Here is a 23,950-nt window from a genome sequence, read left to right as displayed (position 1 = left end):
CGGACGCCGAGCGCTTCACGGAACTGGGCGGCGGCGCGTCCGACGCGGGTGTCGCCGGGGCCGTTCCATCCTGCGCATCGACGCCGGCCTCCACACTCAGCACCGGTGGCAGCGACGGCAGGCAACCCCGACCAGCCAGCACCGGACCGGTCCCCTGTTCCGGTCACGGCCACGCCGGCCATGGTGTCGGGCTCGGTTCAGCAGCCGCCGGTGGAGACGGTCGCTGCGCCGATGATGATGGCGGCGGGGGCGGCGCAGCAGCTGCCACCGCTCTCCCCGGCGGCATCCGGCTCGTCGAAGAGGCCCGCCCCGCCGCACACGCCCGTTTCGGGGAGGGTGAGTTCGACGCGTTCGGCGGCGTCGCGGTCCCCGGCGAGTGCGGCGGCGATGGAACGCACCTGCTCGTAGCCGGTCATGGCGAGGAAGGTGGGGGCGCGGCCGTAGGACTTCATGCCGACGAGGTAGACGTCCTTCTCCGGGTGGGAGAGCTCGTTCACGCCGTGCGGGTAGACGGTGCCGCAGGAGTGCTGGTTGGGGTCGATCAGCGGGGCGAGCTCGGTGAGGGCCTGGAGGCGTTCGTCGAGGCCGAGACGGAGCTCGTTCAGGAAGGACAGGTCGGGGCGCGGGGACAGGTCGGGGGCGCGGGCCGGTAGGTGCTGCAACCGCATCTGGGGGATCTGGCATCGGCGTTTGTAGTGGGATCGGCGGGCTTGGGCCTGGCTTCGTCGTCGGAAGCGTGACCAGCGCAGATGGTGCTCGTTGGTCCGGTGTCGGGGCCCGACGAGGTGGCCCATGAGCCGGCGGATCTCCGGGACGCTCAGGGGTATGAGCTCCTGTTCGTCGTCAGCGTCGCCCCTTTTGCTGCCTCACGGGCGCGAAGCGCGGTCAGGTAGGCGAGAGCGGCCATGGCCAGGGTGATGTGCCGGTACCAGGCACGGTAGAGGCGGACCTGGTAGTGGCCCAGGCCGCACTCCATCTTCGCCGCCTGGAACGACTCCTCGATCGCCCACCGCGCGGCGGCCACCTTGACCAGGTCCTTCAGCCGGGTGCCGACGGGGCCGTAGCAGACGTAGTGGGCGATCTTGCTCGGGTCGCTGACGGAGCGGCGTGCGAGGACCCAGTGTCCGAAGCCGTTCTCCCACACGGGCTGGATCGCTACTCGGGCCCAGTCGTAGATCCGCTCGTCGTCGGAGCCCTGGCCTCCGGCGGCAGTGTCGCGGTCAGCTCGTCCACTCGGACTTCGGCCCAGCCCGCGGTGATCACGGTGTCGTTGACCTTGGTGGCGAGCACGTGCGCGATGCGGCGTTCCTCCAGCCAGTACCTGAGGTGCTTGACCTGGCCGTACGCCTCGTCCGCGGTCACCCAGGAGAACGGGACGCGGGCGTCGATCGCGCGCTGCAACATCCATTTGAAGTGCTCGTTCTTCGTCGCGAACGGCACCTCGTCCCCGATGCCGGCGGTTCTGTAGCGTTCCCGGTCATCGGTCCAGGACACGGGCAGATAGACCTCGCGGTCGATCAACGCGCGCCCCTTGGAGGAGGCGTAGGCCAAGAACTTGCCGATCTGGCAGTTCTCGGTGCGGCCGGCGGTACCGCTGTTTTTGCGTTGGACACCGGCCGACTGGGTGGAGCCAGAGGCGTGCGGTGGCCCAGGCGACCGGCAGCCGGTACGAGGTGAAGATCACGAGAAGGACACTGACCGTGTTGTACGGCTGCGTGTTGGTAGCGGGCACTGGGTTCTCCCGGCGAAACCTAGAAGGGTGGCTGAACGGTGCTCAGGGGCGGTTTCGGAGCGGTCGCCCTCTCGGGTAGCGGCAAGCTCGTCACCACGAATTGATTGAGGATGTCGTCGCGGTCCATGAAGATGATCTGGCTCCGCCTGGAGGCATCCAGGACATTGGCCAGCCAGTTCCTCGCAGCCTTTGTGATCTCCCCGCCGGCCACGATGAAGGCGTGGTCGACCAGCACCCGCCGGTTGGTCTCGGGGTCGAAAATCTCGTGGGCGAGCATCATGAGAGCCTGTTGATGGATCTCGGCGACGTTGGCGTTGCCCGCGCGGGACTTGCCCATCGCGTCCAGCTTTCCGCGTTTCACCTGGATGCCGAAGTACGGGAAGCGCTGGGTCGGCAGGGTGTAGCGCATCCAGATGTCCTTGCCGTACTCCAGCGCCTTGTCCCGGTGGCCGGCCGCCGTGATCCGGTGGAACCCCAGTTGCCGGAACATCGGCAGCAGCACCTGCTCAATGAGTTCGTCCTCGCTACACGTATCCAGGAACGCTGCGAGGGCCGAGCGCCGCTGCATCTCCGCGGCGCTGAGAGGCCGGTGTGGATTCTTGGCTAGTACCGAGACGGTGTTCGTCCCGACGTGCCGCAGGTAGCAGTGCTTGTCCTCTCCGTAGAAGGCTTCGAAACCCTCCCGCATCAAGGCGTCATTCAGCTGTCGCAAGGCATTGGGCCTGTCTAGCCCTTCGTTCAGCGCGTCCGCCGGGTTCATGAGGTGATCGATCACCTTGCAGAAGGCCTCCGGCGGGTGCGCCGGCCCCTCGTGCGGTTCGGCCAGCAGTTCTTCCAGCACGTCGGCCACCCACCGGTGCCGAGTCGAACCGTCGTGCTGCCAGTCCATGTCCAACTCGCCGAAAAACTCGGTGATGTACGAACTCGTCCTGTACGGAAAGCACTTCGGCGGCCCACCGTCAGCGGGATCCGATGACCCGAGATTCCCGCAGATGAGATCTCCCAGCGACTCGAGCATCCGCCTCCTGAACCTCACAGCACCCCTCCCACCCCACACAGGGCCCGTCCCGCAAGTGCGGCAGACCATCACTCTGCCCGCTGCCGCCGACACCCCGCGCTCGTCGTCGCACTCTGATCGTCGCGTTTGCCCGCAGGGTGGGCTATCAGGTACCTCGACCGACGGGACACGGTCCCGCGGCCCACCCTGCCCCTCACCGCACTCCACCTCGCCCGTGCACAGGGCCAGCTGGAGACAGACCAGAAGCTCTTGAGCTCGTGCGGTTGTCAGTGGCCCCTGTCACGATCGAAGCGGCGGCCCATCGCGGCCGCGTGGCGAGCTGAGGTCAGCATGCCCAACCGGTACGTGCGACTCACAGGGTTCGACCAACGACTGGATCTGACGGAACCGGACCTCGGAGTGGTCGGCGGCGCAGCCCTGCTCGAACAACTACTCAACGACCGTCGGTTGCCCGTACCGCTCCGCGGCCTCACGTGCGCGGAGGTATGCGAAAGGCGGGGCTTCGTCGAGCCGATGTCGGTGTACCGCCGGCTGGGTAAGGTCGTCGCTGCCCACATGCGAAAGCGACGCCGAGGACCGGCACTACGCCGGCGGAGAGCCTGACGAGCACAAGGCGTACAAGGACCGGGCGGTCCGGGCCGCGGAGGAAGGCGGGCACACTGCCGTCCAGGAACGATCGAGCAAGGACCGCGCAGTCCGCAGCGACGTCCTGATCCGTGGTGCGGACGGAGTACTCCTCGGGTTCGAGTCACAACTGTCCCCGCGCAACCCGCGTGAGATTCAGGCACGAGACGTGGCGGCCCGACGGGCTGGCGTGCTGGACGCTTGGCAGACGGACAGTCAGATCATGGCGCGGGATACGACAGTGCCGTGGTTGCGTACTGACCGGGTTCCCCTGGAACTGATCATGAAGCGGAACTCCCCCATCCCGTTCCGAGGTGGTATCCGGCGCATCGAGCTCGCCCAAGTGCGACGAGCGGTTCCCGGGACCGTGCCCGAAGAAGCGGACCGGGAAATGCGGAGGCTGGCATCCGACCACGCGACCTGCGGAACGCCCCTTCGACGAATTCATCCGAGATACCGCCTCCGGCCTTTACGTACGAGCGATCGTCAAGGTGAAACGGACGGCGTACGAGTTCTGGACCCCCACTGCCGATCACACTGCGTACCTCGACGCGACATCGGGCGAACCGCCCGCCCCATTGCCAAGGCAACGACAGGTCCGGCGCCCCATGGAGGACGGCGACCCCACGTGCCGCGTCCGGCCAGCGGCCACGCCCGACCACGAGGCCACGCCACTCCCCTACATCCCCGCACCCCGTTTGCCTGAGTCCGTAGCGAGCACGGGGCCTGCGGTGACGGAGCACCGCCGATCGCCTACCGGAACAAGTGCGGGGCAGGGGTACAGCCATGCGGGGCGCCCGCGCGCTTCTCTCCCGCCGGATGGCTCTGCGACGACCACCGGCCGTAGCCGACAAGAAAGGCCACCTGCGGGAGTCTCCTCGTTAGGCCACTCGCAGTGGTTTCGTCCGTGGCCTTCTGCCTGAGCCGGCCTCGAGCCTCGCAAGCTCGAACTGACTACGCAGACCCGGTGGTCACTCGTCTTCATCCTCGGTCAAGTGCTCCATGAGTCGCTCCAGGCTCTCCGTTGAGAGGGCCGGAGCCCGTTGCAGCCAGCGATCAAGCCACTCCGCATCCGTCATCATGCCTGGTCAGCCGCCTTTCGCATCTACGGACTCTCATCAAACTCCGCACACGCCGCCTTCGGCGGCTACAAGCAGTCGGGCATCGGCCGGGAGACCCACAAGATGATGCTGGAGCACTACCAGCAGACGAAGAACCTCCTGGTCAGCTACTCGCCGAAGAAGCTCGGGTTCTTCTAGGACGGAAGGACTTCCGATCCGAAGGTGACGGGACGTCGCGGCCGACCGGGGCAAGCAGCCCGTCCCGTCCGGCTCGCACACCTGTCAGACCGGTGTGCGAGCCTCTGGTCCGGACCAGTACCGGAAGTCAGGCCGCGGCGAGCTCCTGCTCGCGGGCAGGCGTCGTGACCTTGGGTTTCCTGTTCGGCAGGGAGAGCCGGAAGACCTTGTGCCACGCGGAGTACACCTGCTTGGGCAGCGGCCCGGTGACGTACTCCAGCTCGTACTTCTCGAACAAGGCGCGCACCTTCACCGCGACCTCGGCGTACCGGTTGCTCGGCAGGTCCGGGAACAGGTGGTGCTCGATCTGGTGCGACAGGTTGCCGGTCATGAAGTGCATGGCCTTGCTGCCGCTGATGTTCGCCGAGCCCATCATCTGGCGCAGGTACCACTGGCCGCGCGTCTCGCCCTCGATCGACCGGCGCTCGAAGACCTGCACGCCCTCGGGGAAGTGCCCGCACATGATCACCGAGTGGGACCAGATGTTGCGGACCAGGTTCGCGGTGAACGTGGCGGCGAGCGTGGTGAGGAACGACGGGCCCGAAAGGAGCGGGTGGATCACGTAGTCCTTGAGCACCTGCTTGCGGATCTTGCGGCCCACGGCCCTGGCCCGCGCGCGGAACTCCGGGTTCTTGCGGCGGCTCTTGTGCAGGTTCCTGCCGAGTTCCAGGTCGTAGGCGGCGATGCCGTACTCGAAGAAGCAGGCGTTGATGAAGTTCCACAGCGGCTGGCCGAGGTGGAACGGGTGCCACTTCTGGTCCTCGTCGACGCGCATGATGCCGTAGCCGAGGTCGTTGTCCTTGCCGATCACGTTCGTGTACCTGTGGTGCAGCTCGTTGTGCGAGTGCTTCCACTGCTCGGCCGGCGAGACGTGGTCCCAGTCCCAGGTGGTGGAGTGGATCTTCGGGTCCCGCATCCAGTCCCACTGGCCGTGCAGGACGTTGTGGCCGATCTCCATGTTCTCCATGATCTTCGCCACGGACAGGCCGGCGGTGCCGATCAGCCACGCGGGCGGGAAGAACGAGAACAGCAGGACGCCCCTGCTGACCAGCTCGAGTTTGCGCTGTGCCGAGATGACCTTGCGGATGTAGGCGGCGTCCTTCTCCCCGCGGCCGGCGATCACCTCGTCGCGGATCGCGTCCAGCTCGCGGCCGAGCTCCTCGATCTGCTCCGCGGTCAGGTGGGCGGTGGGGTCGATGGCGGTCAAGGTGCTCCTACCGTTCGATGTCGCAGGGGCCCGCAGCGGCGGACACGCAGGTCTGGATGAGGACGCCGGGGCCGGCTTCGGTGATCTCGCCGGTGCGCAGGTCGCGGACGGCGCCCGCCCTGAGCGGCGTGACGCAGCCGAAGCAGATGCCCATCCGGCACCCGGACGGCATGAGCACGCCGGCCTCCTCGCCGACGTCCAGCAACGGCGTGGCGCCGTCCGCGTCGACGGTCTTGTCGCTGGCGGCGAACGTGACCTCGCCACCGTCGCCGGTGACGACGACGGTGGGGCGGAAGCGTTCGGTGTGCAGGCGCTCCGGGACGCCGTGCGCGGTCCAGTGGTCCTCGGCGGCGTCGAGCAGGCCCGCGGGCCCGCACGCCCAGGTCTCGCGTTCGGCCCAGTCGGGGACGAGTTCTCCCAGACGGGCGATGTCGAGCATGCCGTCCGTGTCGGTGTGCAGCTCGGTGAGACGCAGCTTCTTGTCCGCGACCAGGTCGTGCAGGTCGTTGCGGAAGATCACGTCGTGCGGCTGCGGTGCGGAGTGGACCATGACGACGTCGTCGAGCTCGGTGTCGCGCAGCATGCCCATCACCGGCGTGATGCCGCTGCCGGCCGTCAGGTAGAGCACCTTGGCGGGCTTGGCCTCCGGCAGCACGAAGTCGCCGGTCGCCTGGTCGAGCTGGATCAGCGTGCCCGGTTGCGCCCTGTGGACCAGGTGGCTGCTGACCTTGCCTTCCGGGATGGCCTTCACGGTGATCGTGATCCGGCCGTCCCTGCGGTTCGTCGGCGACGTGACCGAATAGGCACGCCACAGGCGCACCCCGTCGACGTCGACCCCGATCCGCACGTACTGGCCGGCCGTGTGGCCGCGCCAGCCCCGTCCCGGCCTGATCACGATGGTCGCGGCGTCACCCGTCTCGGGGTGCACGGCCTCGATGCGCCCCCGCAGGTCACCGCCCGCACGCAGCGGGCTGACCAGGTCGAGGTAGTCCGACGGCAGCACCGGCGTCGTGACCATCTCCAGCAGCTTCCATGCCCTGCTGCGGAGGGCTGCACTCGTCATGACCCCAGCTTGATGTGCTTCAGGGGGTAAAGTCCTGTCCACAAGACGTGAATCTGATCGGTTGAATTATTCGCAGGGAACAAAAACGTGAGCCATGCTGTCCGGAGGGCCAGTGAACTGGTCCTGGATGAGACGACGGTCACCGCGCTGCGGGCCGTGCTGAAGACCACCGCCGACGAGGTCGTCCAGGCGATCATCGACGAGGTCCCGCCCTACGCCAACGCCCTTTCGGGCCGCATGGGCGCCACCATCCGCCGAGCCGTCCGCACCGCCCTGGGCCTCTACCTCGACCTCGCCAGCGGGAACGCCACGGGCGGCGACGCCGGGGACGCGGCCTACGAGCTGGGCCGCGGCGAGGTCCGCGACGGCCGTTCGATGGACGCCCTGCTCAGCGCCTACCGGGTCGGCGCCCGCGTGGCCTGGCGGGGCCTGGCCGCAGGTGCCGTACCCGCAGGTCTGCCCGCCGCTCAGGTCGCCAAGTTCGCCGAGCTGACCTTCGCCTACATCGACGAGCTCTCCGCCGCGAGCGCCGCGGGCCACGCCGACGAGCTGGCCGCGCGGGGCCGGGCCCACGAGCGCCACCTGGAACAACTGGCCCGCGATCTCCTCGCCGGCGCGAGCCCGGACATGCTCCTCGCCGCTGCCGGGCGGGCCGGGTGGCAGCCGCCGGTTTCGCTGACCGCGGTCCTGCTGCCCGCCGCCCAGGCCCGGCCGGCCTACCGCACGCTCGACCCGGGCACCCTTGTCCTCGACGATCTGCCGGACGCCTCCGGCGTGCTGCTCGTCCCCGATGCCGACCGGGCACATCTCCTGAGGCAGCTGCCCGACCGCAGCGCCGTGGTCGGCCCGGCCCGGCCGTGGACGCGTGCGTCCGCCTCGTACGCACGAGCCGTACGCGCCCGCTCCCTCTCCGGCGACATCCGCGACACCGAGGACCACCTGCCCGAGCTGGTACTGAGCGCCGACGCGGACGCGTTCGCCGACCTGCGTGCCCGGGCCCTCGCACCGTTGCGGGCCTTGCCGGCCGCGACCGCGCGGCGGCTCGAGGAGACGTTGCGGGCGTGGCTGCTGCACCAGGGCAGGCGGGACGAGGTGGCGGCGGCTCTGTTCGTCCATCCCCAGACCGTCCGGTACCGGATGGCGCAGCTGCGGGAGCTGTTTCCGGATCTCGGGTCGCCGCACCGTGTTCTCGAACTGACGCTGGCGGTCGGTCTCCGGGTGGGCTGACGTGTTCTCGCCCAAGCGCCTCGGCCTCTTCCAGCCCCCCGGGGAACGGCGCCTGAGCCGGGCCCGTACCCGTCAGAGGCGGGAGGGCAGGTAGCCCAGCTGTACGGCCCGGACGCCGGCCTGGAAGCGGCTGCGGGCGCCGAGGCGGGGAGAGCAGGCCGGTGGTCAGGCGGCGGCCGGGCCGGGTGGAGATGCCGATGCTGTTGGCGATCGACTCGTCGGTGCGGCCCTCCGCCATCAGGCGCACGACCTCGGTCTGCTGGCGGGTCAGTTCGCCGGAGGAGCGCTGGGGCGCGGCGCCGAAGGGTTCCGCGGAGTCCCAGCCCAGGTCGAACAGGCGGCACATCAGGGAGATCACGCCGGGGTCCGTGATGGCCAGGGCGCCGTCGGCGGTGCTGTCGGAGTCGGAGGCGATCAGGGCCGGGCACCGGTCGATGATGATCATGCGGTTGGCCAGGGCGGCACCGTTCGGATGTAATCGCACCCGCACGACCACCGAGGAGACCCGTATGACCGACCGCACGCCCGAACCCGTACTGATGGCCGACCCCCGCGTCGCGGCCATCCCGGTCACCGGCTCCGACGAGCCGCTCGTCGACCTGCGCACCCTCTCCGGTCTGCGCATGGACACCCGCAAGGCCGACCCCGCCGGGCACTACGCCCATGTGCGGCAGGGCGTGGCCGACCGGCTCGTGCGCGCCGCCGGCCTGCTCCCCGCCGGGATATCACTCCTCTTCGTCGAGGGCTACCGGCCGCCGGACCTCCAGCAGCACTACTTCACCGCGTACCGCGAGCGGCTGCGCGAGCTGCGGCCCGACCTGGACGAAGCCGGCCGGCACCTCGCCGCCAGCCGGTGCGTGTCACCCCCGGAGATCGCACCCCACTCGGCCGGATCCGCCATCGACCTGACCCTGTGCACCGAGGACGGCCGCGAACTGCCCATGGGCACGCGCGTCAACGCCTCCCCCGAGGCGTCCGCAGCGGGGACACCGAGCCGCCCCACCGCGGCGGACACCTGGTGCTGGCCGTGGGCGCGGACCGGAACACGGTCACGATCCACAACCCGTCGGGCTGGCACGGCACCTCGCAGGAGTTCGTCGACGTCCCCTGGCCGGTGATGCACCGCTACTACGCGCGCCGCGGCGTCCTGCTCGGCCGCCCGGCCGCCTGACCTGCACGCCCTCCCCCTCGACGCGGCGCCGGGAACCGGCGTTCCACGACCCGTTCGGGGGCAGGCCGGGTCGGCGGGGTTCGCGGGTGCGGCGGGCTGGACAGGATCGACACATGTATCCCGTGAAGACCGTCCTGACGGCCGCTGCCGCAGCGTTCCTCGCCCTCGTCTCCCCCGCCGCCGCGGTCCCCGACGCCTCCGCCGCCGCGCGACGCCCCTGCGACGCCGCCCCGACCTGCTACGTCGACGTGGCGGTCGCCCAGGTCTGGGTCAGCCCCGAACAGGTCCGTCCCGTGGACGCCCGGGCGACCACCAATCCCGCTGACGTCCGCGGCTGGCTGGCCGGCATGTCCCTGGACGAGCGGCGTGAGGTCGCCGGGGAGACCCAGGCCCTCCACGGCATCCGGGTGACCGTCGACCGCAGCGAGTGGCGCGGCGGCCTGCTCTGGGACCACGTGTGGGTGCACGGCCAGCCCACCCCCAGGGACCAGGCGGGACGGGGCGCCTACCCCGGCTGGATCCCCGACCGGCAACTGACCTCGGAGCACCGGCGCCCGCCGGGCGGAACGCACGAGGAACGCGTCGCCCGCCCCACGGCCCGGGGCTTCGCCACCGCCCGGGCCGCGCTCGACGGCCGCGGATCCGGGCAGGCCGGCGAGTACTCGTACAACACCTCCTTCCCGGTGGAGGCCGGTCCGCTGCCCGGGGTCGTCACCGCCCACTCCCCCGGCGGTGGCCGGGTGTTCTTCCGGGCCGGCGACCTGGCGCGGGTGCCGTCCGCGCCGAGCGGCACGGACGTGGTCGCCGCCGCGCGCGCCTTCCTGGGCCTGCCCTACCTGTGGTCCGGTACCTCCGGATTCGGCTACGACTGCTCCGGCCTCACCGGCCAGGTCTACTCCGCGCTCGGCGTGACGATCCCCAGGGACGCCCAACCGCAGTTCGACGCGGGCGGCGGGCAGGTGCCCGCCGGCTCGGCGGCGGGGGTGCGGATCACCGGTACGGAGGATCTCCGCCCCGGCGACATCGTCGCCTTCCGGCCCGCCACCGGCACCGGGGTCACCCACGTCGGCATCTACTCGGGGACGCGGAACGGCGAACCCATGATGATCAACTCGCCTCGGACGGGCGACCCCGTCAGGGAGGAGCCCATCGGTTCCACCGGCCGCGTCTACGTCGGCGCCACCCGCTTCCTCACGCGCTGACGCCCGTACGGCACTCCCCCGATCAGCCTTCGACGCCGGTGGTGGTGTGGGCGGCGCCGACGGGCTTGGATTCGGGGGAGCCGCGCTGGCGGAGGTAGATGGACAGGACGACCATGGCGGCGACGGCGAGGAGCTCGGACTGCCAGTTCTGCAGGGTCCGGCTCCAGAAATCGGGGGTGACCACGTACCCGGCCCAGCTGACGGGATCCTCCAGCCGGCGGAGCTGCCCGTCGTTGTAGGCGGCGGTACCGCTGATGGACTGCGCCACCCAGGACAGGATGAACAGCGTGCCCATGACGGTGCCCAGGGAGCGGGCGTAGAGGGTCTGGCGCCAGTCCTTGGTGCCCGCCCAGCGGGGCGAGTCCGGGCGTGCGTGGTCGCCCATGAGCTGCTCCTCCTCGCTTTCGTTGCCCGCTTCGTGGACCTTCTTCGACTCCGGGGAGCCGCGCTGGACGAGGTAGACGGTGCCGAAGATGTAGAGGAAGAACTGCAGGAACTCCGACTGCCAGTTCTCGGTGACGTCCACGGCGAAGTCCGAGGACGTCAGGTACTCGGCGAAGCCGAGCGGCTGGAGGCCGTCGACCGTCATCTGTTCGTTGAACTCGGCGCGCCCCGCGATGGCCTGGCAGGCGAGCACCACCAGGAAGGCGGTGCCGAAGGCGAGCGTCAGGCTGTTCTCCCGCCAGAACCCCCTGCGCGTTTCGCGGCTGTCGGTCATCGCTGGAGCACCCCGACGGTCATGAAGTAGCCGAGCCCGCAGAGGATGACCAACAGGGTGGTGACGAAGAGGATCCGCACGGGTCACGCCCCCTTGATCAGGCAGTCGTAGGGCTGGTCGGGCCGCGGTGCGCAACCCGCGGCCACGACCTTCCAGCCGGCGGTGAACAGCGACAGGAACAGGGTGTCGCCCGCCATGCGCACCATCGCCTGCCGCCCGTACGCCTCGACGCCCCGGACGCCTCGCGTCCTGGGCAACTCCTGCGAGGCGAACGCCGTCGGGCAGGTCTTCTGCTCGTCCTGCTCCAGCTGCCGACGGGTCTGCGGGGCCAGCAGCTCGCAGGCCCGTACGCGGTCGCCGGACGCGACGGCGGCTTCGAAGGCGGCTCCCGCCGCGGCCGCGGCGTCCTGCCGTGCCCCCGGGGCCCCGCACCCGGCCGCCGCGAGCATCGCAGCGGCCGCCAGGAGCGGTCCGCACCAGGGGCGCCCGGCCGGCCGGTACCGTGACCGGGTCACTTCGAGTCGGCGCTGGGAACGGCCAGCGGGTCGCGCGGCGCCCGCTTCTTCCCGGCCTCCAGCTCGGCACCCAGTTCCGTGAGCCTGTTGCGGCCCATCGCCTTGCGGACATCCGGGAACCAGTCCTGTTCCTCCTCCTCGACGTGGTGGCGGACCTGTTCCATGAGCACGGTCATCTTCGCCTTGAACCGCTCGTCAGCCGGATCCATGTCCTTGATCTCCGACAGCATCCACACCACCGCATGGTGCTCCTCGATGCTCTCCAGGATGTGGTCCTTCGTGTCCGGCGCGGCCTCGCGGGCGGCGGGGTAGAAGTACTTCTCCTCGATCCACGCGTGGACGGTGAGCTCTTCGACCACCTCGTCGGCGATCCGGCGGCGTTCGGCCGTGTCGTCGTCGGAGGTCTTCTCGAACCGCTTGAACAGCTTCTCGACCGTCTTGTGGTCCTCGCGCAGCAGCACGATCGCATCCATGCGGACGTCCCCCGTCAGGTGTGGACGCGGCTGTTGGCGCCGTCATGGCCGTCGGCCTGGTCGTCGTCGAACCAGTAGTCGCCGGCCGCCAGGTACCGGAAGGAGTGGCCGCTGCGGGCGGGCAGGACGACGGTCGCCGCGCGCATGCCGTCGCCCCGGACCTGCAGGGGGTGCGCGGCGGGGTTCCAGTGGTTGAAGTCCCCCACGACGCTGACCGGACCGTCCGGGCTGTCGGCGGGAAGGACGAAGGTGACCTGGGTGCGGCCCTTGAGCTGCTTGCGTTCGAGCACCGGGGACGACTCCTGACGGGTGGGGGCTGGCAGAGGCCCATGCACCGTCGCACGGTGTTCGTCACCGGAGCCCCGCACACGCCGCCGGACAGCGGGCCCGTCACTCACCTGGAGGCCGTGTCACGCACGGACACCTGCCTGGCCGAGGGGGTGACCTCCTCCAGGAAGAGCTGCCCGGAGGTGCAGAACGCGACCGCCTCCGGCCCGCGGGAAGCGATGTACTACACGCTCGCGGTCCTCGCCTGCGGCCATGGCCCCGCCGGCGGGGGCCCCGGGGAGGGCCGCGAACGGGCTGATCGCCACCGTCTGGGACCCCGTCTCCGAGCAGCCGCGGTTCAAGACCGCCGCGGCCGCCTCAGTCCGAAGGAACGTCCTCGAAGGTGATCTCGCAGCTGGGGCGGAGCTCGGCCGACATGTTCCGTTCCATCATGCGCAGGGCCGCGTCGGCGAGGCCGGCGTCGATGTGGGCGACCGCGTCGAGGGCCACGACGACGTCGAGGTGCCGGATGTGGGCGTCCAGGGCCGAGTACAGCACGCACTGCTCGGTCACCTGCCCGCACAGCACGACCCGCTGGACGCCGAGCTGGCCCAGCAGGTACGCGAGGGGCGTTTCGTAGAACACCGAATGCCGTGCCTTGACGACGAACAGGGCGTCCTCGTCCGGTGCGATCGGCTTCACCAGGTCGGCGTTGTGGCCGGCCAGGGCGGCGTCGAGGATCTCGCCGTGGTGGGAGCGCCAGCGGCCGAAGTTGTCGTTCACGTAGACGACCGGTGCCCGGGACTCCCGCGCCCGTTCGAGGAGCGCCTCGACGCCCGGAAGGGCTTCGCGGACGGACTTCACCAGCACCTCGGCGTCCTCGTGCTCGTAGGTGTTGAGCATGTCGATCACGATGAGTGCCGTCCGGCCCATGTCGCCGCCTTCCGTCACGCCGGGCGCCTGCCCGCACGGGCAGGTGTCAACCGTGTCGCCTCCCCGGTACCGGGTAGGGGCCCGGTGCGGGGTGCGGTCCTGGCCCCATGGCCGCGACGGGGGCCGCATCCCGCCCTCCCACGGCTGGGCGAGTGCCGGCGCACGGGCCGGGTAGGATTTCAGGACCTGGTACGCCACCGTCCTCACCGCGGTCGCCCTGGACGCGGGGCCGTCGAGCGCGCCGGGCTGGACCTCCTGCGCAGCGGCCGCCCGTGACCCGGGCTGCGCGACTACAGGTTCCGGAGCGCGGGCAGGAGTTTCGCCTCGGCCCAGTCCAGGAAGGGAGCCTGCCGGTCGCCGCCGATCTGGACGAGGGCGACCTCGGTGAATCCCGCCTCGGCGTAGGGGCGTACCGCCTCGACGAACGCGTCCACGTCGTCACCGCACGGAACGGACTCGGCCACGTCCTCGGGCCGGGTGTACCGGGAAGCCTGCTCGAAGCCCGCGGGGCCGGGGAGCTCTCCGTTGACCCGCCAGCCGCCCAGCGCCCAGCGGAACTGGTCGTGGGCGCGGGCCACCGCCGCGTCACGGTCGGTGTCGTAGCTGACGGGCAGCTGTCCGACACGGGGTTTGCCCGCGCCGCCGTGGGCGTCGAACTCCCGGAGGAGTTCCGCCTTCGGTTCGGTCGCGATCACGAGGTCGCCGTGCCGGCCGGCCAGCGCGCACGAGCGGGGACCCGAGACGGCGATGCCGATCGGGGGCAGCTCCTCGGGGAGGTCCCAGAGCTTGGCGTTCTCGACGTCGTAGTGGGCGCCGTGGCAGCTCACGTACCCGCCTTCGAACAGCTGCCGGATGATGCCGACGGCTTCCTCCAGCATCTCCAGGCGGACGTGCGCGGCGGGCCATCCGGCGCCGACGATGTGCTCGTTGAGGTTCTCGCCGGAGCCCAGTCCCAGACGGAACCGGCCCTGGGACAGGATCTGCACGGTCGCGGCCTTCTGCGCGACGACCGCGGGGTGGTAGCGGAACGTCGGGCAGGTCACGTACGTCATGAGCGGGATCCGGGAGGTGGCTTGCGCGGCCGCCCCGAGCACGCTCCACGCGTAGGGGGCGTGGCCCTGGGACTCCAGCCAGGGGAAGGAGTGGTCCGAGATGACGGAGAAGTCGAAACCCGCCCGCTCCGCTCCCACCACGTGGGAGACGAGTTCGAGCGGTCCGGCCTGCTCGGTCATCATCGTGTACCCGATGCGTACCGGCATGAGTGCGCGTCCTTCCTGTCGCTCGTGCGGGGCTGACCCGGGTGTGGGCCTCGTCCGGCCGAGGGTTCTCCTCCCTGCCGCCAGGTCGGCTTCCCGCCGGCTACGCGGCGCCTGCCCGGCCCACCACGCTTCAACCCCGCGAGCGCGGAGGGCGGGATACGGCCCGGCCATCGGGGTAGCCGCAGCGCGTGGACACCACGACCTCCCACGACCGGCCGCGCCTCGTCGACCCGGGAGCAGCCCGGTCGCGGTCTGCGCGACGGTTCAGAGCGCGGGCGGGAACCGGTCCCAGGCCCGGTGGCCGGCGAGGGCCTCCAACGCCGCCTCCACGGCCGCCTCGGCGTCCTCGCTCACGATGAGGCCGGGACCGTCCGGTGCGATGCCGGCGGATTCGAGGAGCTCCGGGACCCCGTTCCAGCCGCCGACGGCCTTGCCGTGCCGGTACGCCTCGGTGAGCAGCAGCAGTACGCGGGGGTCGGGCCCCTCGGCCGCCGCCCCGGCCTTCGCGTCGCGGGCGCCGTAGGCGTCGTCGCCCGGTGCGGGCGCCCCCGCGAACAGCAGGGCGTCGAATTCGACGGAGCGGGCGGTGGCGAAGGTCCGCTGGACCGCGATGGGATCGCCGGCCTTGTCGAGCGTGCCGCCGGCCGGGGCGACGACGAGGGGCACCACGCCCGCGTCCAGGACGGCCTGCCGGGCGGCCCGTACGCCGTCCGGGTCGGCCGTTCCGTCGGTGACGATCCCGATCACCCGGCCGTCGGCCGGCCAGGTGCCGCCCAACTGCGACAGTGCCGGACTGGCGTCCGCCGCGACGAGCGGAACCGTTGCTTCGGGAGCGGGCAGGCCGAGGCCCGCGGCGACCCGCTCGCACAGCTGGGGGTCGATGTTCGCCAGCACCCTGAGGGTGCGTTCCTTGACGGCCTGCTCGAAGCACTTGTTCAGCTCGAAGGTGTAGGCGGCGATGATGTGCTCGCGCTCCGGCGCGGTCATGCTCAGCCAGAAGAGCCGCGGCTGGGTGAAATGGTCGGAGAAGGAGGCGGGCGCCTCGCGGACCTTGCCGGCCTCCGGCACCGTGACCGGCGCCTCTGCGTAGGCAGCCGCGTCCGCGCCCGCCTGGAAGGGGCAGCCGCCGTCCAGGCTGTTGGGGCGGTACGGCGCGACGCCCGTGTGCACGGCGGTCTGGTGCATGCCGTCGCGGAGCATGTCGTTGACGGGGGCGTGCGGCCGGTTGACCGGGAGCTGCCCGAAGTTCGGCCCGCCCAGCCTGCTGATCTGGGTGTCGAGGTAGGAGAACAGCCGGCCGGCGAGCAGCGGGTCGTCCGTGACGTCGATGCCGGGAACCAGGTGCCCGGGGTGGAAGGCGACCTGCTCGGTCTCGGCGAAGTAGTTCTTGGTGTTGGCGTTCAGGGTCATCAGGCCGATGGGCTGCACCGGAGCCCGTTCCTCGGGCACGAGCTTGGTGGGGTCGAGGAGGTCTATCCCCTCGAACGTCTGCTCCGGGGTGTCGGGAAACACCTGGATGCCCAGTTCCCACTGCGGATGGGCGCCGGCTTCGATGGCGTCGTAGAGGTCCCGCCGGTGGAAGTCGGGGTCCATGCCGCAGATGAGCTGGGCCTCCTCCCAGACCAGGGAGTGCACGCCCAGCTTCGGCTTCCAGTGGAACTTCACCAGCGCGGTCTCCCCGGCCGCGTTGACCAGGCGGAAGGTGTGGACCCCGAAGCCCTCCATCATCCGGTAGGAGCGCGGAATGCCGCGGTCGGACATGTTCCACAGGGTGTGGTGGGTGGCCTCGGTGTGCAGGGAGACGAAGTCCCAGAAGGTGTCGTGGGCGCTCTGCGCCTGCGGGACCTCCCGGTCCGGATGCGGTTTGGCCGCGTGGACGATGTCGGGGAACTTCACGGCGTCCTGGATGAAGAAGACCGGGATGTTGTTGCCGACCAGGTCGTACGTGCCCTCGTCCGTGTAGAACTTGGTCGCGAACCCGCGGGTGTCGCGCACCGTGTCCGCCGAACCGCGGGAGCCGAGCACCGTGGAGAAGCGGACGAAGACGGGTGTCTCCACGTCCTTCGCCAGGAAGGCGGCCTTGCAGACCTCGCCGGCGGTGCCGTAGCCCTGGAAGACGCCGTGGGCGGCGGCGCCCCGGGCGTGCACCACCCGCTCGGGGATCCGTTCGTGGTCGAAGTGCGTGATCTTCTCGCGCAGGTGGTGGTCCTGGATCAGGACGGGTCCGCGCGCTCCGGCCTTCAGGGAGTGGTCGGTGTCGTACGGCCGCGCCCCTTGGGCCGTGGTCAGGTACGCGCCGCTCTGCGCCCTGCGGGCCTGGTCCGCCCCGGTGGCCTGCCCGGTCGGGCTCACCGTCTCGGGGCCGGTCTGGTCGGGCTTGGGCGGGAGCGGGTGCTCCGGCTGCGTGGGCTCCGCCATGGACGGGGACACCGGCCCCGGCTTCCCCGGCAGGCCGTCGCCCGGCTCGGGGTGCCCGCCGGAGTGGTTGGTGGTCATCGCTTCTCCTCCTCGGACGGAGACGGAGCCCGGGTGGTCCCCACCCTCAGGACTCTCGGCATCTGCACGCCGCGCCTACCCGCTGTTCCGGGATGAACCCTCCCGGCGCGCCGCGGTCGCGGGGGGGGGGGCGGATTCGGAGTGCAGGCGGCGGACGTGCGCGGATGTGCGCGGATGTGCAAAGCACGGGATCGCGGGTAGGCGCAGCCCATGATCGCCCCAGTGCCCCTGTCGGCCTCCGCTTTCCCGTCCCTCTTCGTGATCCTCGCCGGCGTGGTCGTCGTCGTGGTGCTGATCGGCGCGTTCTGGTACGGCGCCCGACGCGCGGCGGCCCGGACGGACCCCGGTGCGCGCCCGTCCGAGCAGGGCCCCGCGGCCCGTGCCCGACGCGGCTCCTGGCGGACGCCCGACGACACCGACCCCGCAGGCGACCCCCGGCAGCGCCCGTGAACCTTCGCGACCGAACAGGAGACAGCCGTGCCGAGTACCGCCCTGACGTACAGAGACCCCCTGCCGCACCTCATCGCCCTTCCGGGCGTGTACCGGCCCCAGGCCGACACCCTGCTGCTCGCCGGCGCCCTCGCCCGCGAGCCCCTGCGCCCGGGTGCCGAGGTCATCGAGATCGGGACCGGCACCGGCGCGCTCGCCCTGCGGGCGGCGGCCATGGGCGCCGAGGTCACCGCGGTCGACATCGCGTGGCCCGCCGTGCTGGCCGCCCGGCTGAACGGATGGCGCCAGCGCCTGAGGCTGCGCATCCTGCACGGCGACTTCGCGGCCCGGACCCGGGGGCGGCGCTTCGACCTGGTCCTGGCCAACCCGCCGTACGTCCCGAGCCCCGACACCCGGCTGCCCACCCGGGGGGACCGGCGCGCCTGGGACGCGGGGAGGGACGGGCGGGCCGTCATCGACCGGATCTGCGCGGCCGTGCCGACCCTGCTGCGGCCCGGAGGTGTTCTGCTGATGGTCCACTCGGGGATGTGCGGGGCGCAGGAGACCCTCCGGCTCCTGTCCCGGCACGGAATGTCCGCGCAGGTCACCGAGCGGGCCTGGGTGCCCTGGGGGCCGGTGCTGCGCTCGCGCAGGGCCTGGCTCCAGGAGCAGGGCCTGGCGGAGGACGGCGACGAGCAGGAGGAGCTGGTGATCGTCCGTGCCCAGCACCTCTGAAGGAACCCCGGCGGCCCGCCCGGGCCCGCAGGGGCCCACCGGGCCGGCCCCGACCGCCCGGCTCGCCCGGCGGGTGGCCGTGGAGCGCTCCGGGTCCGCGGACCGCTGTGGGCCGGTCCTGGTCGAGGGCCCGGTGGAGGTCGTCCTCGACGACGGGACGACCGCGCGGTCGGACCGGTTCATGGTCGCCGTGTGCACCTGCCGCCGCAGCCGTACGTACCCGTGGTGCGACACCAGTCACCGCCCCCGGGAGCGCGCCACCCCGGCGCCCGAGGACAGGAACGAGCCATGACCGCACCCGCTGACACCGCCCGCCGGGCCCCCGCGGCCGCGAGCGCTCCCGTGCTGGCCGAGGGGCGCGGGCCGCTGTCCCGTGCCGTGGTGGGCGCCCTGCGCAGCGGCCGGCCTCCCTCCCACACCACCGCGGAGGTCCTGAAGGCCGACCCCTGGGGCGAGGACCTCCAGCTCGCCCTCTACCTGCTGTACGAACTGCACTACCTCGGCTTCGCGGGCGTTGACGAGGCTCTGGAATGGGATCCGGACCTGCTGCGGCTGCGCCGCTCCCTGGAGGACCGTTTCAGCCATGCGCTGCGGACGGACACCGCGGGCTCCCCCGGGACCGTGGCGGAGGCGTTCGGCCCCCTCCTGGTCGAACCGGTGGACCTCGGCGGCAGCCTCAGCCACTACCTGGAGACCGAGGGCGAGCTGTGGCAGCTGCGCGAGTACGCGGCCCTGCGCTCCCTGTACCACCTGAAGGAAGCCGATCCGCACGCCTGGGTGATCCCCCGGCTCCGCGGCCGGGCCAAGGCGGCCATGGTCGCCATCGAATACGACGAGTTCGGCGCCGGCCGCGCCGAGCGGATCCACGCCCGCCTCTTCGCCGACCTCATGGGCGACCTCGGCCTCGACACCACGTACGGCCACTACCTGGAGCAGGCACCGGCGGCCCTGCTCGCCACCGTCAACCTGATGTCCCTCCTGGGACTCCACCGGGCCCTGCGCGGGGCGCTCGTCGGACACTTCGCGTGCGTCGAGGTGACGTCGTCGCCCGGCTCGCGGCGGCTCGCCAGGGCCATGCGCAGGTGCGGTGCGGGGCCTGCGGCCGAGCACTTCTACGCCGAGCACGTGGAGGCCGACGCCGTCCACGAACAGGTCGTACGCCACGAGGTCATCGGCGGCCTCCTGGCCGACGAACCGGAGCTGGAGGCGGACGTCGCGTTCGGCTGCGCCGCGACCGTCCTCCTGGAGGACCGCCTGGCCGCGCACGTCCGGCACGAGTGGACCCGGGGCCGCTCGGCCCTGCGCACGCCCCTGGCCGGGCCGCCGCCCGCCCGGCGCGCACCGCGGTACCCGCCCTCGTCGGCGTCCGGCGCCACCTCCCCGGACCTGTCCGGCCGATCGGGTTGATCCGCGTGACGGGCCGGGCGGGCGGCGGGCCGGGCGGGGGTCAGGCCGGGACGCCCTCCAGGCGGTTCCAGCCGTGCAGGCCTGCCTCCGCCAGCAGGTCCGGGTGGTCGCCGACGACGACCGGGTGGCCGACGAGGCGGAGCAGCCCCAGGTCCGAGACGTGGTCGCCGTAGGCGTGGCACTCCTCGGGGCCGATGCCGTGCTCGGACAGGAGTTCGCGGGCGGCCTTCGCCTTGGCGTCGCCGATCATCGTCGTCAGCACTTCCCCGGTGTACACCCCGTCCTGGATCTCCGGGCGCGTGCACAGCACCGCGTCGGCGCCGACGTGGGCGGCGACCGGGTCCAGGGCGGCGGGGAAGGAACCGGAGACGAGTACGGTGGCCAGCCCGTGCTCCCGGTGGGCCGTCTGCGCCGCGAGGACGTCCTGGTGGAAGAAGCCGCCGCGTCGCAGGTGCTCGGCGAACCACGCCCGGCCGACGGCCTCGGTCTGCTCGACCCGGTGGCCGGCGAAGCGGCGGTAGAAGAGCCGGTTGCCCTGTTCCCTGGGCATGCCGGGGCGCAGGAGGTCGAGGGAGTCCTGGTGGAGCTTCCGCTGTTCCTGCGGGGTGTGTCCGACGGCCTTCAGGAAGAAGTCGTAGAAGTCGAACATGGTCTTGACGGTGGTGAGCGTCTCGTCGACGTCGAAGAACGCGACGGCGCGCGTGGTCGTCGGCAGTGCCGTGGTCACGGAGAACTCCGGGTGTGAAGGGGGAAGAGGGAGGGGGGAGGAAGGAAGGGGAGGGGTCAGCCCAGGGTCAGGCGTACCTCCGCCACCCTCTCGTCCTGCTGGACGGCGCTCATCAGGAACGCCCCCGGGCCGTCCTCTTCCCTGTATACGGCGGTCAGACGCACCTCGTCGTCCAGTTCCGCGAACTTCAGGAAGCGGCCGTGGAGCCGGAGCACCCGTGCGGTGGTGCGCTCCGGGCCGAGCAGCAGGGCGCACTGGCGCGCCGCCTCGCTGAAGACCATGGCCGGGACGTGGTCGTACGGGTGGTCGTACATGCTGCGGTTGTCGAACGTACGGGGGCTGAGCAGGGCGGTGAGGGCGGCGGGGTCCAGCCGTACTGCGTCGAGGACGGCGTTGGCCGGGTCGAGCCGGCGCACCCGGGCCGGGTCGACCGGTGCTCCGTCGGGCTCGGCGGGCAGGGTGAACGCCGTGGGGACGGTGGTGCCCCGCTGCATGCGGCGCAGCGAGTGGTACTGGTCGGTGGGCGTGCAGTTGACGTCCATGGTGAGCCGGCCCAGGGCCCGGCCGTCGAGCACGAGGTCCATGGCGAAGGCCAGCCGGCGGAGCCGTCCGCCGCGCCGGGCGCGGTCGGTGACTTCCGCGTCCATGCGCAGCTCCCCGGGCCGGTCGCCGCAGCGGAGGGCCTCCGGGTCGGTGATGTCGAGCGTCCAGGACGTGACCATGAACGTGGTGTCGCGCGGCACCTCCTCGTGCAGGTGCGCGGCGTAGGTGACCGCCTGGCGGCAGCTCTCCAGGACGAGCAGCGCGTCGTGGAAGCCGCGTCCGGGTCCGTGGTCGCGGAAGTACGCGTGGGAGAGCGGGAGTTGCGCGGCGGCCGCGAAGGTCCCCTCGCCGGTGGCGACGGAATCGGTGAGGAACACCTCGGACAGGGCCCAGCGGTGGACGAGCGAGCGGGACACGGTCCGGTCGTAGACGGGTGTGGCTGTGGGGGTTCCCACGGTGGTGGCTTCCTTTCGTGTCAGGAGCGTTCGGAGGGCAGCGGCGCTGCCGTTCGGCGGGGTGAGGGCGTGGTGGCGGCGCGCTCCTTGCGCTCCGCCGCCACGCCGAGGCCGGCGAGGAGGAGTCCGGCGAGGGTGACGAGGGCCCCGGCCCAGTTGAGGGCGGGGTAGCCGAGGCCGGCGGCGATGATCCTGCCGCCGAGCAGGGGTCCGGCGGCGTTGGCCAGGTTGAAGGCGGCGATGTTCGACGCCGAGGCGAGCGTGGGGGCGCCGTCGGCCTTGGCCATGATCCGCATCTGGAGCGGGGCGATGGTGGCGAAGGTGGCCGCGCCGAAGAGGAAGACGGTCACGCAGGTGGCCGCCTTGTCGTGCACCGTGAAGGTGAACGCGCCGAGCACGAGGGTGAGCAGGGCCAGCGCGCCGCACATGGCGCTCCTGGGGGCGCGGTCCGCGATCCGGCCGCTGACCAGGTTGCCCACGAACATGCCGACGCCGAAGAGCACCATGATGAGGGTGACGGCGTCGTCGGTGAAGCCGGTGACCCGGGTGACCATTTCGGCGATGTAGGTGTACGAGGTCATGACGCCGCCGAAGCCGAGCACGGTGGTGAGCAGGACCAGCACCACCTGCGGGCGGCGCAGCACGGTCAGTTCGGAGCGCAGCCCCGTGCCCTCGGGCGCCGGGGTGCGGGGCACGAGCGAGGCGATGCCCGCGAGGCCCACGGCGGCGAAGATCGCGACCATCCAGAACGCCCAGCGCCAGCCGAAGTGCTGGCCGATGAACGTGCCCGCCGGGACGCCGAGGATCGTGGAGAGGGTGAGTCCCGCGGCGACCATCGACACCGCGCGGCCCTTGCGGTCCTCGGGGACGAGGTCGGCGGCGACGACCATCGCGACGCCGAAGAACGCGCCGTGGGCGAGGGCGGACAGCACTCGGCCCGCCATGAGCAGGCCGTAGCCGGGGGCGAGGGCGGAGAGGACCGTTCCGGCGAGGAAGAGCAGCATGAGCCGGATCAGCAGGCTCCGGCGTTCGGTGCGGGCGCACAGCACGGTGAGGCCGGGGGCGCCGACGACGACGCCGAGCGCGTACCCGGACACCAGGAGTCCCGCGGTGGGGATGGAGACGGAGAGGTCGGCTCCGATGTCGGGGAGGATCCCCGCGATGATGAACTCGGCGACGCCGATGGCGAAGCCGCTGAGTGACAGGGCGATGACGGCTATGGGCACGGGTGTGCTCCCGGGTCGGGCTGCGGCGAACTGGCGAAACGGGCGGGACTGCGGGGCGGGCGGGGCCGGGGCCGTGGCCCGCCGGCCGCGGTCAGGGCTGGATGTCTCCCGGCAGGCTGCGGTCGCCGGCGATCGCCCGCATGTGCCAGTACGGGTAGGGCGCGGGGCGGTCGCTCGCCGCGTCCAGCCGCTGCCGCTCCTCGGCGGTGAGCTCCCACTCGACGGTGCCGAGGTTGTCCTGGAGCTGGCCGGGGCGGCTGGCGCCGAACACCACGGACGTCACGCCGGGCTTGCTCAGCACCCAGTTGAGGGCGACCTGGGCGATCGAGACGCCGCGCTCGCGGGCGATGCCGTCGAGCACCTCCACCACGTCGTAGGCCTGCTCGCGATCGGTGAGCGGCGCGATGGAGGCGGGGCCCTCGTGGGCCAGCCGGAAGTCCGGGGAGACGTCCTGCCCGCGCCGGTACTTGCCGGTGAAGAACCCTCCGGCCAGCGGGCTCCAGACGGTGATGCCCACGCCCTGGTCGGCCGCGGCGGGCACGATCTCGTGCTCCAGCTCGCGGGCCCCCAGGTTGTAGTAGCCCTGGTAGGCGGCGAAGCGGGCGAGGTTGCGGTGGTCGGAGATGTCGAGCGCCTTCATCAGCTGCCAGCCGGGGAAGTTCGAGCAGCCGATGTAGCGCAGCTTCCCGGCGCGCACCAGGTCGTCGAGGGCCCCGAGGGTCTCCTCCAGGGAGGTCCGGGGGTCGGTGCCGTGGAGGTAGAGCACGTCGATGTAGTCGGTGCCGAGGCGGCGGAGGCTGGCCTCCACGGCGCGCACCAGGTGGTGGCGGGAGGAGCCGGCCGCGTTGACGTCGTCGGGGTCGGTGCTGAAGCGGGCCTTGGTGGCGATGACGGCCTTGTCCCGGCGGTCCTTGAGGGCCAGGCCGAGCAGTTCCTCGCACTCGCCGTCCCGGTAGACGTCGGCGGTGTCGAAGAAGTTGACGCCCGCGTCGTGGCAGGCGTGGACGAGGCGTACCGCGTCGTCGCCCGCGTTGACGCCGAACTGGGACCAGTTCGCGCCGGGCAGCCCGCCGAACGCGCCGGGGGTGCCGAGGGTGGCCGCCCCGAAGGACAGCTCGGAGACCTGGAGGCCGGTCCGGCCGAGGTAGCGGTAGCGCATGGGGAAAGTACGTCCTTACGTGGTGGTGGCGCGGTGGATCGAGGGGGTGGCGGCGGGGGCGGGGGT

At 71.5% G+C, this 23,950-nt stretch carries 21 protein-coding genes and 3 pseudogenes; 8 read left to right on the top strand and 16 right to left on the bottom strand.

Features of this window, described 5'->3' with window-relative positions; all coding sequences use genetic code 11:
- Window positions 1-197 precede the first annotated feature (197 nt).
- From ACZ597_RS09805 to ACZ597_RS09795, 3 genes and pseudogenes are all read right to left on the bottom strand, one after another.
- Window positions 198-623, bottom strand: a pseudogene (locus tag ACZ597_RS09805) (flavoprotein); the annotation flags it as partial.
- Window positions 624-817: 194 nt separating this feature from the next.
- Window positions 818-1,626 (bottom strand): annotated as a pseudogene (locus ACZ597_RS09800) (IS701 family transposase); the annotation flags it as partial.
- Window positions 1,627-1,751: 125 nt separating this feature from the next.
- Window positions 1,752-2,750 (bottom strand): hypothetical protein, encoded by a 999-nt coding sequence (locus ACZ597_RS09795; RefSeq protein ID WP_471327367.1) that lies wholly within the window; start codon window positions 2,748-2,750, stop codon window positions 1,752-1,754.
- A 1,748-nt stretch (window positions 2,751-4,498) separates the two neighbouring features.
- Between ACZ597_RS09795 and ACZ597_RS09790 the strand changes: the two are divergent.
- Window positions 4,499-4,633 (top strand): annotated as a pseudogene (locus ACZ597_RS09790) (aldehyde dehydrogenase family protein); the annotation flags it as partial.
- Between the two features lie 127 nt (window positions 4,634-4,760).
- Here the strand turns inward: ACZ597_RS09790 and ACZ597_RS09785 are convergent.
- Window positions 4,761-5,879 (bottom strand): fatty acid desaturase family protein, encoded by a 1,119-nt coding sequence (locus ACZ597_RS09785; RefSeq protein WP_471327364.1) that lies wholly within the window; start codon window positions 5,877-5,879, stop codon window positions 4,761-4,763.
- Window positions 5,880-5,886: 7 nt separating this feature from the next.
- Complete coding sequence (locus ACZ597_RS09780; RefSeq protein ID WP_471327361.1) at window positions 5,887-6,942, bottom strand: ferredoxin reductase; 1,056 nt, start codon at window positions 6,940-6,942, stop codon at window positions 5,887-5,889.
- 87 nt (window positions 6,943-7,029) lie between these two features.
- On the opposite strand from ACZ597_RS09780, the gene ACZ597_RS09775 reads away from it, so the two are divergent.
- The 3 genes from ACZ597_RS09775 to ACZ597_RS09765 all read left to right on the top strand — a co-directional run bounded on the left by ACZ597_RS09775 (window position 7,030) and on the right by ACZ597_RS09765 (window position 10,542).
- On the top strand, window positions 7,030-8,169 hold the full coding sequence (locus ACZ597_RS09775) for a PucR family transcriptional regulator (RefSeq protein WP_471327358.1): 1,140 nt from the start codon (window positions 7,030-7,032) through the stop codon (window positions 8,167-8,169).
- A gap of 197 nt (window positions 8,170-8,366) precedes the next feature.
- A complete protein-coding gene (locus tag ACZ597_RS09770; RefSeq protein WP_471327356.1) occupies window positions 8,367-9,287 on the top strand; it encodes a M15 family metallopeptidase domain-containing protein in 921 nt (306 codons plus the stop codon).
- A gap of 166 nt (window positions 9,288-9,453) precedes the next feature.
- A complete protein-coding gene (locus ACZ597_RS09765; protein ID WP_471327353.1) occupies window positions 9,454-10,542 on the top strand; it encodes a C40 family peptidase in 1,089 nt (362 codons plus the stop codon).
- A gap of 22 nt (window positions 10,543-10,564) precedes the next feature.
- On the opposite strand, the gene ACZ597_RS09760 is transcribed toward ACZ597_RS09765, so the two are convergent.
- The 7 genes from ACZ597_RS09760 to ACZ597_RS09730 form a co-directional block, all read right to left on the bottom strand.
- Window positions 10,565-11,260 carry a DUF6766 family protein gene (locus tag ACZ597_RS09760; RefSeq protein WP_471327350.1) on the bottom strand — a complete coding sequence of 232 codons (696 nt, stop codon included), beginning with the start codon at window positions 11,258-11,260 and terminating at the stop codon, window positions 10,565-10,567.
- An 83-nt stretch (window positions 11,261-11,343) separates the two neighbouring features.
- On the bottom strand, window positions 11,344-11,775 hold the full coding sequence (locus ACZ597_RS09755) for a hypothetical protein (protein ID WP_471327347.1): 432 nt from the start codon (window positions 11,773-11,775) through the stop codon (window positions 11,344-11,346).
- A complete protein-coding gene (locus ACZ597_RS09750) occupies window positions 11,772-12,248 on the bottom strand; it encodes a hemerythrin domain-containing protein (protein WP_471327344.1) in 477 nt (158 codons plus the stop codon). The genes ACZ597_RS09755 and ACZ597_RS09750 overlap by 4 nt, the downstream gene beginning before the upstream one ends.
- A gap of 14 nt (window positions 12,249-12,262) precedes the next feature.
- Window positions 12,263-12,538: an isoamylase early set domain-containing protein gene (locus tag ACZ597_RS09745; RefSeq protein WP_471327341.1), complete on the bottom strand. Its 276-nt coding sequence runs from the start codon at window positions 12,536-12,538 to the stop codon at window positions 12,263-12,265.
- A gap of 355 nt (window positions 12,539-12,893) precedes the next feature.
- A complete protein-coding gene (locus tag ACZ597_RS09740) occupies window positions 12,894-13,448 on the bottom strand; it encodes a cysteine hydrolase family protein (protein WP_471327953.1) in 555 nt (184 codons plus the stop codon).
- Between the two features lie 290 nt (window positions 13,449-13,738).
- Window positions 13,739-14,707: an LLM class F420-dependent oxidoreductase gene (locus ACZ597_RS09735; RefSeq protein ID WP_471327338.1), complete on the bottom strand. Its 969-nt coding sequence runs from the start codon at window positions 14,705-14,707 to the stop codon at window positions 13,739-13,741.
- A 264-nt stretch (window positions 14,708-14,971) separates the two neighbouring features.
- On the bottom strand, window positions 14,972-17,203 hold the full coding sequence (locus tag ACZ597_RS09730) for a catalase (RefSeq protein WP_471327336.1): 2,232 nt from the start codon (window positions 17,201-17,203) through the stop codon (window positions 14,972-14,974).
- Between the two features lie 210 nt (window positions 17,204-17,413).
- Here ACZ597_RS09730 and ACZ597_RS09725 point away from each other — a divergent pair, with 210 nt between their 5' ends.
- The 4 genes from ACZ597_RS09725 to ACZ597_RS09710 are packed head-to-tail and all read left to right on the top strand — an operon-like array spanning window position 17,414 to window position 19,774.
- Window positions 17,414-17,653: a DUF6479 family protein gene (locus ACZ597_RS09725; protein ID WP_471327333.1), complete on the top strand. Its 240-nt coding sequence runs from the start codon at window positions 17,414-17,416 to the stop codon at window positions 17,651-17,653.
- Between the two features lie 27 nt (window positions 17,654-17,680).
- Window positions 17,681-18,367 carry a HemK2/MTQ2 family protein methyltransferase gene (locus tag ACZ597_RS09720; protein ID WP_471327330.1) on the top strand — a complete coding sequence of 229 codons (687 nt, stop codon included), beginning with the start codon at window positions 17,681-17,683 and terminating at the stop codon, window positions 18,365-18,367.
- Window positions 18,351-18,659, top strand: a complete 309-nt coding sequence (locus ACZ597_RS09715; RefSeq protein ID WP_471327327.1) for a CDGSH iron-sulfur domain-containing protein — start codon at window positions 18,351-18,353, stop codon at window positions 18,657-18,659. Before ACZ597_RS09720 ends, ACZ597_RS09715 begins: the two co-directional genes overlap by 17 nt.
- Window positions 18,656-19,774, top strand: a complete 1,119-nt coding sequence (locus ACZ597_RS09710; RefSeq protein ID WP_471327325.1) for an iron-containing redox enzyme family protein — start codon at window positions 18,656-18,658, stop codon at window positions 19,772-19,774. Before ACZ597_RS09715 ends, ACZ597_RS09710 begins: the two co-directional genes overlap by 4 nt.
- 40 nt (window positions 19,775-19,814) lie before the next feature.
- Here ACZ597_RS09710 and ACZ597_RS09705 read toward each other — a convergent pair whose 3' ends face one another.
- From ACZ597_RS09705 to ACZ597_RS09690, 4 genes are all read right to left on the bottom strand, one after another.
- Window positions 19,815-20,501: an HAD family hydrolase gene (locus ACZ597_RS09705; RefSeq protein WP_471327322.1), complete on the bottom strand. Its 687-nt coding sequence runs from the start codon at window positions 20,499-20,501 to the stop codon at window positions 19,815-19,817.
- Window positions 20,502-20,557: 56 nt separating this feature from the next.
- Window positions 20,558-21,499, bottom strand: a complete 942-nt coding sequence (locus ACZ597_RS09700) for an AfsA-related hotdog domain-containing protein (protein WP_471327320.1) — start codon at window positions 21,497-21,499, stop codon at window positions 20,558-20,560.
- Window positions 21,500-21,519: 20 nt separating this feature from the next.
- A complete protein-coding gene (locus ACZ597_RS09695; RefSeq protein ID WP_471327317.1) occupies window positions 21,520-22,725 on the bottom strand; it encodes an MFS transporter in 1,206 nt (401 codons plus the stop codon).
- A gap of 91 nt (window positions 22,726-22,816) precedes the next feature.
- Window positions 22,817-23,884, bottom strand: coding sequence for an aldo/keto reductase (locus ACZ597_RS09690; protein WP_471327315.1), 1,068 nt, complete (start codon window positions 23,882-23,884; stop codon window positions 22,817-22,819).
- Between the last annotated feature and the right edge of the window lie 66 nt (window positions 23,885-23,950).

The sequence above is a fragment of the Streptomyces sp. NPDC040718 genome (assembly GCF_055593565.1).
This window is presented reverse-complemented; position numbering and strand designations above follow the sequence as displayed.